Origin of the sequence: Photobacterium swingsii, assembly GCF_024346715.1 — a bacterium.
Taxonomy (GTDB): domain Bacteria; phylum Pseudomonadota; class Gammaproteobacteria; order Enterobacterales; family Vibrionaceae; genus Photobacterium; species Photobacterium swingsii.
In genome coordinates, this window is sequence record NZ_AP024852.1 from 861041 (window position 1) to 874132 (window position 13092).

A 13092-nucleotide genomic window follows, 5' to 3' on the forward strand; every position below is an offset into this window, starting at 1 on the left:
CTTCTGCGGTATAAGTGACCAGTACCTTTGGTTTAATGCTTGATTGAAAAGCGGTGTGCGTTTCTTTGTAGCCAGAATCAAAGGTGTGGTTGTCAACATGAACCAGCAAGGTGCTGGCTCATGTGAGAGTGGTATCAAACCCAAAGATGGCTACTGCAAGAAACCCAGTTCACGCATCAGATCGCCCATTTGCTTCTCTTGTTGTTCAAGAAACTGGAAGAAATCCTTATCGTTTTTGTAGGTATCAATCCAGCCGTTTCGATCACGTACCACAGCCCATTCATTGGTGGTGTACATGCCTGACAAGGCTTGATTCCATGCGTCGATTTTCGCTTGGCTAACCCCTGGCGCCGCAAAGAATCCGCGCCAGTTAGCAAAGATAGTGTCGTTACCTTGTTCCACCAAGGTTGGAATACTTGGCGCGGCAGGTAAGCGCTTGGGTGCCGTGATCGCGAGAACGCGGACTTGACCACTCTTGTTCATTTCAAGCACTTCACCAAGGCCCGTTGATAGCAGTTCTGTCTCACCAGAGAGGAGCGCAGCCATGGCTTTGCCGCCAGCATCGTAGGCAATGTAGCGGACTTTACGAGGATCAAACCCTTCGCCTTTGAACGCAGCCGCTGCGATCAAGTGATCCATTGAGCCACGTGCTGAACCGCCTGAAATTTTGATGCTGCGTGGGTTTTCTGAGTACTGTTTGACGACCTGTTTCCAATCGGTAAAAGGAGAATCAGCGGCAACCACAATGGCACCATAATCGGCAATCGTGGCAGCAACGGGGGTTAAATCACGAAAAGACTGCGGGAAAATACCACTGAGAGAACGCACCACGATAGGAGTTGAGTTGACCATCAGGGTATCATCTTGACGCTTTGCGGTTTCAATCAAGTGAGCAATGGCTTTACCGCCTCCGCCCCCCGATAGGTTTTGATAAGACACTTTCTCAACTAGCCCGGCTTTACTCAGTACCTCACCTGTGCCGCGTGCGGTCATGTCCCAACCGCCACCTGCACCACCGGGGATCAAAAAGTGAATTTTATCTAGGCTGTCAGTTTGGGCATTACTTGCCACTGCACTACCCGATAGTGCAGCCATGCTAGAGGCGAGAACTGTTATAGCAAGGCGGCGATGCAATTGTTTTCTGATGGTACTCAACATGATTTTATCCTTTCTTCCTTGTTATTGAGGTGCCGTCAACCAGCGAAATAATGGAGTAAAGCAGATGGATAGCCTGCTGATTGATAAAGCAAGTTAACAAAAAGTTAAATCAATGTTGGTGGCTAGGCCAGTTAGCGCAAAAAAAGAGAATAAGGGGTTTATTGGCCATTTTGTTCATAAAGTTCACAAGGGGTATAAACAGAATAAAACGGCGAAGAGAGGGGGAAGGTTGAATAGCAAAAAGGAGAGCAATTGCTCTCCTTTAGAAGGATTTAGGCTAATAGCACCTATTAATACATTACCTTATGGCCGTAGCTGGCAATAATATTCTTGATGTTTTCCATGGTTTCTTTTGGCGGAGGATTCACCCCCGTTAGTTGGTATTCAAAGCCCATTGCTTCCCACTTGTGCTCGCCAAGTTGGTGGTAAGGCAGCAGTTCTACCTTTTCGATGTTATCCATATCTTTAATGAAATCACCCAGTAGATGTGCTGATTTTTCATCATCAGTGTAGCCAGGCACAACAACATAGCGGATCCATGTTTTCTGGCCACGCTTGTGGAGATAATGTGCAAAATCGAGTACACGCTTATTAGGTACACCAACAAGGTTTTGGTGAATTGAGTCGTCCATTTGCTTGATGTCTAGCATGACTAAATCTGCGGCATCTAACACTTCGTCAACCACATCAGTGTGCTTACGAATATAGCCGTTGGTATCAAGACAGGTGTGGATACCTTCTGCCTGAGCAGCACGGAAGAAGTCACGAACAAACTCAGGTTGTAGCATGGCTTCACCACCTGATGCTGTCACACCACCACCAGAAGCTTTCATAAAGTGACGGTAAGAAGTGGCATCTTTCATGATTTCTTCAACAGTAACTTCCTTACCGTCGTGCAAATCCCATGTATCACGGTTATGGCAGTATTGGCAGCGCATTAAACAGCCCTGCATAAATACGATGAAACGAATACCTGGGCCATCAACGGTTCCACAAGTTTCGAAAGAGTGAATACGACCTTTTACTGACATTGCTTTACTTCTCCGCAGTGGTGCGTGTTTTGCCTGTCATTTTATTACAAATCACCCAGTGAAAGTAGCGGAAATGTCTGTGAAAATGTAAGGGTTTTGTGCTTTTATTCGTCGACTTGGCGTTATGTTCACCCTTGTGGTTGTAACTCAGTTACTTTTTGCTGCCATTGGATATGCCATTGGTTGAGTTTGTCGGCTGGCATAGGTGCGGCAATAAAATAGCCTTGTGCTAGATGGCAGTTTAGCTTTTGTAGCTGCTGCCAGATCTGAATATTCTCGACACCTTCAACGATAGAGGTTAACGACAAACGCTCGCTTAAAAATAGGCAAGACTCAACAATGGCCAATGCGGTGTGGCTGGTCGTGATTGCTTTAGTAAATCCCATATCCACTTTTAGTGACTCAAAGGGTAAGGTTTCAAGCTGTTTGAGTGATGAAAAGCCAGTCCCAAAATCATCAATCGAAAGGGTGAAGCCGTTCATACCTAGTCGAGAAGCTGACTCAAGAGCACGTCCTGTATTTTTCACCATGTCTGATTCGGTTAACTCAAAGTACACCTTATGCTGTAGATCTGGGTGATCTTGTGCCAATAGCAGCACCTTATCGACAAAACCAGATGTACCTAATGTGGCGGAGCTGATGTTGATAGCAACGCGTTTACCTTGCAATAAATCGGCATGCTTGATGACATAGTGCAGTGTATATAAGGCTAGATCGGCATCTTTTCCTAGTTGGTTCACAAGCTCAATAAAGGCACTAGGGCAGATCAACCCCTGTTGTGGGTGATGTAAGCGCATGAGTGCCTCACAAGAGACCCATTGACCTGTTGTAATATCAACAATAGGTTGAAGGTAGGGGACAAACCAGCGTTGAACAAAAGCTTGTTCAACGATGTTTGTATCAACAGTCATCGCAGGGCGTTGATGCGAAGTTTTCGGTTTAGCCTCGCGTGCATTGTTTATCATGCTTGATAAGGTTTCAAGCTGGACAGGTTTTGCTAACGCACCCAATAGATTCAATTGATAGTCGGCACACATTTTACTGACTGAGCGAATCACTTCATGGCTGGTCGCACTGGTTATGACAACACTACCAAGAAACGCCTGTTCAGCGACTTTACTGAGAAAGGTAATCCCATCCATTTCCGGCATATTTAAGTCGCACAGCAATAAGTCGGGGGAATAACCTGACATGATGGTGAGAGCATCAAGGCCTGATGTGGCTGTTTGAATCTCATCATTTGGCTCAGTCAGTAACTGAGCCAATTGGGTTGCCATTATCTGACGCTGAAAAGCGTGGTCTTCAATTAACAGTACTTTCATTGAATGCTGACACTTGCTGTTCTAGTTGCTGTATATGGTGGTCAATCTCGTCGACTTGCTGTTTGAACACATCTTCTGTTGGCTGCTGTGATTGCTGTACTTCGTGTTCCATATGTTCGCAGGTCTGTGCTAACGCATGATACTCCACCATCCTTGCCGCCCCTTTCATTCGGTGACTAATCAGACGAATACTATCAGTATCTTGCGTTAATACCGCTTGCTTTAAGTCTGCAAAATCAGTCAAACAGGCTTGGTAGTATTGCTGCAAAATTTGCTGGCACAGGCTTGGATCTCCGAATATTTGGCTCAAGCTCGCTAGGCTGATCACTTCATTATCGCTCTCGCCAGCAGCTTCACGTTTGAGTGTGTCATCATCTAAGAACTCAAACAGTAACGATCCTGAGATATTCACCTCGTTGGCTTCATTGTCATTCTCGAGTTCATTAAAGTCACCTAAGTCCCATTCATCAAGATCCTCATTAGAGGCTGGGGAGAGCGTTTCATTTAACGCAAAACCGCACCCATCCTGCAGGTTAATGTCGGTATCAGGGTGGAGCCATAACGCTAATACTGTGTCTAACTGTTGCAGCGTAACGGGCTTAAATAAACATTGATCGAAACCATTGGCTTTGCAGTTCGATTTTTCACTTGCAGCGGCATTAGCTGTTAGTGCAATGATAGGGATAAGTCTGCCTGTCGGTGTACAGAAACCTTGCTGGCGCACCGCGGATGCCAGTCCATAGCCATCTAATTCAGGCATATGGCAGTCCGTTAAGATCAGATCATAATCTTGTTGGTGTAGTGCATTTAGTGCAAGTTGGCCATTATCGGTAATGTCGGCTTGATAGCCTAATTGCCGCAATTGCTGAGCAATAATTTGTTGGTTAATCGGATGATCTTCAGCCACCAAAATCTTGTAGGGCTTTAACTCTACCTCTTCAATACCATCGCCTTCAGCCAAGCTTGCTTCTGCATTCTGTTCGGCTAAGTGCTGAACCTGACTATTCTTTGTGTAATGAACATCAGCCAGCATGGCATCATCGGCTTGTGTCATCAGTACATGTTTTAGTTGCATTGGCATTAGCGGTGACAGTGATAATACCCAACCTTGTGGTGCAGGCTCTGGCGATAGTAGGCTTGATTGACGCAAGAAGATCCACTTCACTTCAGGGAAATATTCGGCTAACAATGCAGGTGTTAATTGTAATGCTTGATAGTCATATTCACTGATCATCAGCGTATGCAGCGCTTGTTTTTGCTGCTGAAGTTGCAGCAATCTGAGTAGCTCTGGCTGGTTATATGCCTCGATAGAGAAGGTATGCCCAGACCAGTTATTCAAATACGCATGCAGAGCAAAATGTTGCTCTATAGGTAAGTTGATCAACCCGCAGTGTGGTAAAAGCTGCGTATGTTCTGACGGTGTGACAACTGAAAATGTCAGGTGGAAAATAAATTGGCTACCAAGGCCTAATTGGCTTTCAACATGAATTTCGCCACCCATGAGTTGAACCAGCTGGCGGCAGATGGAAAGCCCTAAGCCTGTACCACTGAAGCGGCGCTCACTACTCACATCAGCTTGTTCAAAAGGCTGAAACAGTTTCTGAATGTCACTGTCGCTGATACCAATACCACTGTCTTCAATGGTGAAGCGCAATGTTTGCTGATTATTATGCTGATTAGCAAGATCGACCAATAACCCAATATGGCCATGGTCTGTAAACTTGGTTGCATTGTTGAGTAGGTTATTCATAACCTGACGTAAACGAAGCGGGTCACACACCATGGTTTGAGCTATCGCAGGATCAACCCAAAGTTTAAAGCGTACGCCTTTTTGCTCTGCATGAACCACATGCGGTTGCACTAATTCATGGATCAAATTCGCCATGTCACAGGGTTCAGCACTCAAGCTTAATTTACCCGCTTCAACTTTTGAGAAGTCTAAAACATCGTTAACAATATTGAGCAAGTTATTGCCTGATTGCACCAAACTGGTGTGAATACTTTTTGCTTCAGGTCGACGGACGTGAGGTGCTAAAAGTTCAAGTAAGCTCAAAACGCCACTAATAGGCGTGCGAATTTCATGGCTCATCATGGCAAGGAAGCGTGACTTTGCAACTGTGGCCGCTTCGGCATCTTTACGGGCTAATTCAAGCTCGTGTTGCTGCTCTTTCATGTGGGTAATATCAAGCAGTATCGTGTTCCACTGCCAGCCATTCTCTTGTGGTGTAATGTGGCAGCGAATTTCGATCCAACGTTGGCTGGTTTGAAGGCTCTTGAGCTGTAATTCTGTTTTCCAATACCCTTTGGAACAGGCGTCACGCATAGCCGTTAAAATGTCATTATTGTCATCACGTTGCTTTAGCAATCGAAAGATAAGCATAGGTTGAGTGAATAACTTGCTTGCTGAAATACCTATCAGTTCGTGGACCTTGTTACTGACGAAAAGTAATTCAATATCACTCGGGTCATCGCTACGTTGCACATGCTGTAATAAGACGCCATCGAAGTTATTGGTCAGGTAAGTGAGTTGTTGTTCCACTTGCTTACGCTGCTTCACTTCATGGCTGAGTTTACGGTTCCAGTACATGATAGTCAGGATGATCAGTGCGGAAACGGCACTGATGATGGCTCCCCATAGCAGCAGCTCTTTGTAGGGGATCCCTTGGTGAACCGTGACTGTCTGCCACTGCTTTTCAATTTCACTGAATTTTTTCGGTGGGATAGCGTTCAGTGCTTTGTTTAATAAATCACGTAGTAGGCGGTTATCTTTCGAGACGGCCATACCAACAGGGTGATTATACGCGTCCAGCTTACTAGAGATGATCTGCAAGCGACCAAGAAATTCGCTTTGCAGCAATGAAGATGCGCTAGAAAGTGATATTACTGCCACGTCGACCTTGCCATTCATTGCTGCCATCAACAGTTGCTCGTTGTTGTCATAGAAGGCGAGGGGATTATCACTAAAGAGCTTTTTACTCAGTGCATGGCCGTAACGGTTTTTTAGCACACCAATTGTGCTGGTCTTGGAAAAAGGTTCTTGCTCGGCATTGTCAACCATAACCCAGCTTTCTTCGGTGTAAGGTTGGGTACAATGGAATAAATTTTTTCTATCTGAAGTACAAGTAACTGCCGCGATAACATCAAATTCATTTGCTTCTAATCGGGGCAACACGGTTTTTAGTGATGTTATTGGCATAGGTGAAATGGATATTTTAAGCAGTTTGCCTATTTCCGCCAAAATATCAGCACTGATCCCTTCCATTGCACCGTCAGAACCACTGAATTGGTACGGAAAATCATTAGGGTGATAAGCAACTTTTAGGGTTGAGTGGTTATCAAGCCAATCTTGCTCATCTGACGTTAAATTCAGATTATTTTTTATATTTAAGTAACGTTGCTGCGATGTTGTTAGCCAAGTGTCATAAATCGAGGTTAATAAGTGTTGGTTGAGCGAAGCGTATGCTGCATTTAGATCAGCAATGACAGCCGTGTCTTGCTTATGGCTGGCAATATACAAGCGCTCGTATGGGAGATCGGGTAATTCTTGGAAGACGATTGATTCTCGATCATCTTCACGTGATAACATATTGCGTAATGTGATGGCATTACCAATATAAGCATTTGCATCACCGACTCGCATCGCATTAAAGGCTTCGGAGCTTGATGCGTATTGTTCGATATTTAATTTTTTATTCGATAATTGATGCAGTTGCTCTTCGATTGCAAACCCACTTTCAACTGCAATTACTTGGCCGGTTAAGTCTTGAATATTACGAATAGAAGGATCTTTGCTGACGACCGCCATAGGTACGACAACCAACGGCTGGCTAAAATGCATGATTTTCTTACGCTCAAACGTCGACGATACCCCCACTAAAATATCAATTTCTTTGTTATTGAAGCCTGCAAGCACATCTTCAAAATTAGGGTATATAACGGTTTGGGTTGAGTAGCCACTCTTCTTTGCTATTTCATACACTATGCTTGGCAACAAGCCTGCCATGTGACCGCGGTCAGAGACATAAGTGAATGGTGCCCAGTCAAAATTGGGGTAGCCAATACGCAGTACTTTTTTTTGTTCTGGTTGTGTTGGCGTGGCAACCGAGATGATCTCTGGGCTGGTTAATTGGTTAGGCTCATATTTTTCACTTGCAAGCGCATTGTAAATGGGTGCAAAGCAAAGAATAAACAACAAAATAATTCTTAACATATAGCTGCAGTCCCCGATGCTTTCGCGGTCATTTGTTCGATTGGAGTAGCAAAGGCATCGTCTTTTTTTCTGAGTGTTTGGTACCAGGCTGGAGGCTCGGATAGGGCTTCAAATGTCCAACGTGCTTCCATTAAATATTCCCGCTGCAAGTGTGTTAGCGGTAATAGATTTAAGCTAAACAGCTCGATAAGCTGCTTTGCAATTATTGGGTCAAAGCGAAAGCTTGGCCAGATAGTTAATAATGCTTGGCCTGCTAATTTGTATTGCTTGTCCGTAAATAAAGTGATCGCTTTTTGGTAGTCAGCTGCGGAGGTATTAAATGATTCACGCTGACGTTTAAGCCAATATTGTTTGAGCAAGCGATGCGTTGAGTTGTGTTCGTTCACGCTTAACTTATCCAAACGCTCTATGGTTTCAATATCAGCCTTTGTCATATTCAATAGACGATAAACTTTGAGCAAAATGGCATTAAATTCAAAGCTGGTGGCAAGCAGTTCTTCAGCCATGGTGATATGACTGTGTTTTAATAAACGGTAGGCCGTGAAATTATCGCCGTTTCGAACGGCTTGTAAGGCTTTTAACGCAAAGGCGAAGGCACGTTCTTCGGCTGAAAGTGCTTTTTGGTTTGTCTGTATTAGCCACTGGCGTTCAATGGTGTGCTTTTGCGTAATTCCTTGCTCAATTTGCCCTAAGAATAGCAACGCATGGTAACGAGGTTCGTCCCAAATGGAGTGCTGAATATGGGCGCAAGCTTCACGTAGCTTCGAAAAAGCACCTTGTGAGTGTAGCCCTTGGGCTAACCAAAAAAGCGAAAATTGGCGATCAAGGTTGGTATAACTTAATTGTTGGGCGTGTTGCCAGTACTGCATCGCCTCACTGAATTGGTGATTATGTAGCGCCATCTTGGCACTTAAATCTAGCACTAAGAGGTGGTTCGGGTGACTAATACGTAACGCGCTAAGCACTGCATTTGCAGCCGCTAGATCCTGTTGCAGCATGTATAGCTCAACCAGTAGCAGTTGTGCTGGTAAATAAGGGTGTTTAGGCACAAAACTCGCGAGTAGGGCGATTGCCTTTTGATGTTCACCATCAAGGGTTAACTGCTTACAAAGGGCTGTGATTGCTTGACGGAATGCCTTGGTACTTTTTGCTTGTTGTAAAGCCGATTTTGCGCCGCCAACCCCTGAAAGTTTAAACCCAGTTTGTACCAGTTTATTGAGCTTACGCTGCATAAAGCTTGCTTGTAAACGTTGCTGTAAGGCATCGCTACGTAATGGCTTTATCAGATAGTCATCCGGTTCAAATTCCGCAAACCCCATGAAGACAGGTGTTGAATCTTCAGCCGTGATCACAAAGACCATCGGAGAGTGCATCAGCAATTTTTTTTGCGATAGGTGTTCTAACAGCTGTAAGCCAGTACTACCGTGACCAAGATTGAAATCAATAAATAAAATGTCAAAAACTTTGCTTTGACAGGCTTTGATTGCATCGCTGGCATTGGTTGCTGTGTGAATATTAGCAGGATTGAAACCACAGTTTTGTAGAATCAGTTTGGTAGTCTGTTGGATGATCGAACAGTCGTCTACAACAAGTACAGAGCTATCTTGCCGCATTGAGCTTATTACCTTACGCGTGTACGCGCTAAATCATAAATCGCAATATATCCCTGTAGACTACCCGAGCTGGTAACTGTATTGCTTTGTTTATAACTAAGCGTTATTCATCCTGAAAATAACATTGGTACAGGGGATGGGAATTTCGCGCAAATAATAAGTGAGAGTGATGCCTTTGGCAATAAACAAAATACCATTCAGTATGTCGTATTGTTAATAGGTGTATTATTTGTGAGATATGACAATTATCGCCAATATACAGTTTATCATTCTGTTTATTGGCCGTGCGAGTTTGAGCAAATAACAGGCATAAAAAAACCGACCCTAAGGCCGGTTTTTAACAACAAATCAGAAGTCTAGATTATAGAGATTCTGTGAAAGTACGTGCGATTACGTCTTTTTGTTGTTCAGTTGTTAGAGAGTTAAAACGCACAGCGTAACCCGATACACGGATAGTTAGCTGAGGGTAGTTCTCTGGGTGCTTAACAGCGTCTTCTAGCGTTTCACGGTTAAGAACGTTAACGTTCAAGTGTTGACCGCCTTCGATGCCAGACTCGTGGTGGAAGTAACCATCCATTAGGCCTGCAAGGTTAGAACGCTGTGTATCCTGCTCTTTACCTAGTGCATTCGGTACGATAGAGAAGGTGTAAGAGATACCATCTTTCGCATCAGCAAACGGTAGTTTACCTACTGATGTTAGAGATGCTACAGCACCTTTTTCATCACGACCGTGCATTGGGTTTGCACCTGGTGCAAATGGAGCACCTGCTTGACGACCGTCAGGCGTGTTACCAGTCTTCTTACCGTATACCACGTTTGAAGTGATAGTTAGGATAGACTGAGTAGGGATCGCATCACGGTAAGTCTTAAGCTTACGGATCTTGTTCATGAAGTTAGATACAAGTTCACAAGCGATGTCATCAACGCGTGAATCGTTGTTACCAAACTTAGGATATTCGCCTTCGATGTCGAAGTCGATTGCGATACCGTCTTCGTCACGTACTGGCTTAACTTTAGCGTACTTGATAGCAGCTAGTGAGTCAGCAGCAACAGATAGACCAGCGATACCACAAGCCATAGTACGACGAACGTCACGGTCATGTAGAGCCATAAGCGCTGATTCGTAGCTGTACTTGTCGTGAGAGTAGTGGATAGCATTTAGTGCTGTCACGTACTGAGTTGCTAACCAATCCATTAGGCTATCTAGACCAGCGTATACTTTGTCGAAGTCTAGAACTTCGTCAAGCATAGGTTCTGCTTTAGGACCAACCTGAATTTTCAGTTTCTCATCCACACCACCGTTGATTACGTAAAGTAGTGTTTTAGCAAGGTTTGCACGCGCACCGAAGAATTGCATGTGCTTACCGATAACCATTGGAGATACACAACAAGCGATAGCGTAGTCATCGTTGTCGAAATCTGGACGCATTAGGTCATCATTTTCGTACTGGATAGAAGAAGTATCGATAGATACTTTCGCACAGAAACGTTTGAAGCCGTCAGGTAGTTGCTCAGACCATAGAACAGTGATGTTCGGCTCTGGAGAAGGACCCATAGTGTATAGCGTGTTTAGGAAACGGAAGTTAGTACGCGATACTAGCGTACGACCGTCAACACCCATACCACCCATAGATTCTGTTGCCCAGATTGGGTCGCCAGAGAATAGCTCATCGTACTCAGGAGTACGTAGGAAGCGAACCATACGTAGTTTCATTACGAAGTGGTCGATCATTTCCTGAGCTTGAACTTCAGTGATCTTACCAGCAGCGATATCACGCTCAATGTAGATATCTAGGAACGTAGATGTACGACCTAGAGACATTGCTGCGCCGTTTTGAGATTTAACAGCTGCTAGGTAGCCGAAGTATACCCATTGGATAGCTTCTTGTGCGTTAGTTGCTGGCTCAGAAATGTCGTAGCCGTATTTAGCTGCCATTTCTTTCATTTGACCTAGTGCACGGTGCTGCTCTTGAATTTCTTCACGAAGCTGCATAGTCATTTGTAGGTCGTCGCCTTTCTCTAGTTTTTCTTGTAGAGAATGGAATTGAGCAACTTTTTCTTTGATTAGGAAATCAATACCGTATAGAGCAACACGACGGTAGTCACCAATGATACGACCACGGCCGTATGCATCTGGAAGACCAGTCAGAACGCCAGATTTACGACATTTTAGGATGTCTGGAGAGTAAACATCGAAAACGCCTTGGTTGTGCGTTTTACGGTACTCAGAGAAGATTTTTGATACTTCTGGGTCAAGAGTACGGCCGTATGCTTTACAAGAACCTTCGATCATACGCACGCCGCCGTTTGGCATGATTGCGCGTTTTAGTGGAGCTTCAGTTTGAAGACCAACGATCGTTTCTAGATCTTTGTTGATGTAACCTGCATCGTGAGCAGTGATGGTAGAAACAAGGGAAGTATCGAAATCAACAGGAGCGTGAGTGCTGTTTTCCTGCTTGATACCTTCCATTACTTGATCCCAAAGCTTGTTAGTTGCTTCAGTACCTTCAGTAACTAGGAAAGACTCGTCACCCTCGTAAGGAGTGTAGTTTTTCTGGATAAAGTCGCGAACGTTAACATCGTTCTGCCATTCGCCAGCAGCGAAACCTTCCCAAGCTTTAGCAAATTGCTCTGCCATTGTATACCTACCTATATTCTATTCAGTAGAAAAAATAATCGTGTTATCGACGTCTAAAACTTAGTGGCTTTGGCCTTTTAGCTCTGGACGGCGATGGATAATCCAATAAGTCATACCAACTAAGAAGCCACCACCAAGGATATTACCTATGGTTACTGGAATCAGGTTGTTGAAAACAAAATGACTTACCGTTAAATCTGCAAACTGCGATGGGTCAACACCTGCCATGGTCCAAAACTCAGGACTAGCGAAAGAGTGAATCACGATACCCATCGGAATCATAAACATGTTAGCGATGCTGTGCTCAAAACCACACGCTACAAACATAGCAACAGGGAGCAGCATTACCATAACTTTATCAGTTGCGGTGCGACAAGAAAATGTCATCCACGTTGCCAAGCACACCATTAGGTTACATAGCATACCTAATACTACGGCTTGGCCAAAAGTATGGTGCAATTTGTGTTGTGCAATTTTCATTGCTGTGATGCCCCATTGGCCATTTGCACCCATATGTTGTTGTGCAATCCAAATGCAAGCCACAAAGAAACTAGCGCCAACAAAGTTACCTAAGTAAACGACAACCCAGTTGCGTAATAATTGAAAAGTCGTAATGCGGCCACTTGCGCGAGCAACAGTAGTTAGAACCGAAGAAGTGAAAAGCTCACCACCACAAATAACGACAAGAATAAGACCAAGGCTAAACGCGAGACCACCAACGAGTTTAGCCATGCCCCAAGACATGTCACCCGCGCCAGTCGTAACCGTGGTATAGAAAACAAAGGCAATTGAAATAAATACGCCAGCAGTAATAGCAAGGAAGAAGGATTGTAGTGGATTCTTCGTTGCTTTATAGACACCAACTTCTTCGGCTTTATGCGCCATCGCGGGTGGCATGAGAGCGTCAAACGGGTTGTTTTCAGTGTTCACAGGAATGCTCTTTCAGTTCAAATTTTTGCTGGGAGAATAATAGCAAATGGCAGCACTCAAAAAGTTGATTCAGATCATGGCGGTGAAATTATATAACAACTTTGGTCGTTTTGTTATATGTCATACAAACGTAATTTGTTGATTTATAAAGATATAAATTTTTTGATAAACGCTAAAAAAATTTTAATGT

Annotated in this window: 7 protein-coding genes; all 7 read right to left on the minus strand. The window is 44.2% G+C overall.

The window, feature by feature from the left end; all coding sequences use genetic code 11:
- Positions 1-150 precede the first annotated feature (150 nt).
- A complete protein-coding gene (locus OCU77_RS04295) occupies positions 151-1095 on the minus strand; it encodes a tripartite tricarboxylate transporter substrate binding protein (RefSeq protein WP_244915151.1) in 945 nt (314 codons plus the stop codon).
- 353 nt (positions 1096-1448) lie between these two features.
- The gene (gene pflA / locus OCU77_RS04300; protein ID WP_048899737.1) at positions 1449-2189 is read right to left on the minus strand and encodes a pyruvate formate lyase 1-activating protein; all 741 of its coding nucleotides are present in this window, start codon (positions 2187-2189) and stop codon (positions 1449-1451) included.
- A gap of 128 nt (positions 2190-2317) precedes the next feature.
- Positions 2318-3511, minus strand: a complete 1194-nt coding sequence (locus OCU77_RS04305; protein WP_107302322.1) for an EAL domain-containing response regulator — start codon at positions 3509-3511, stop codon at positions 2318-2320.
- Complete coding sequence (locus tag OCU77_RS04310; protein ID WP_048899738.1) at positions 3492-7721, minus strand: transporter substrate-binding domain-containing protein; 4230 nt, start codon at positions 7719-7721, stop codon at positions 3492-3494. Before OCU77_RS04310 ends, OCU77_RS04305 begins: the two co-directional genes overlap by 20 nt.
- Complete coding sequence (locus OCU77_RS04315; RefSeq protein WP_048899739.1) at positions 7715-9334, minus strand: response regulator; 1620 nt, start codon at positions 9332-9334, stop codon at positions 7715-7717. Before OCU77_RS04315 ends, OCU77_RS04310 begins: the two co-directional genes overlap by 7 nt.
- 361 nt (positions 9335-9695) lie before the next feature.
- Entirely contained in the window at positions 9696-11972 is a 2277-nt protein-coding gene (pflB, locus tag OCU77_RS04320) for a formate C-acetyltransferase (RefSeq protein WP_048899740.1), read from the minus strand.
- A 60-nt stretch (positions 11973-12032) separates the two neighbouring features.
- The gene (focA, locus tag OCU77_RS04325; RefSeq protein ID WP_048899786.1) at positions 12033-12869 is read right to left on the minus strand and encodes a formate transporter FocA; all 837 of its coding nucleotides are present in this window, start codon (positions 12867-12869) and stop codon (positions 12033-12035) included.
- Positions 12870-13092 lie beyond the last annotated feature (223 nt).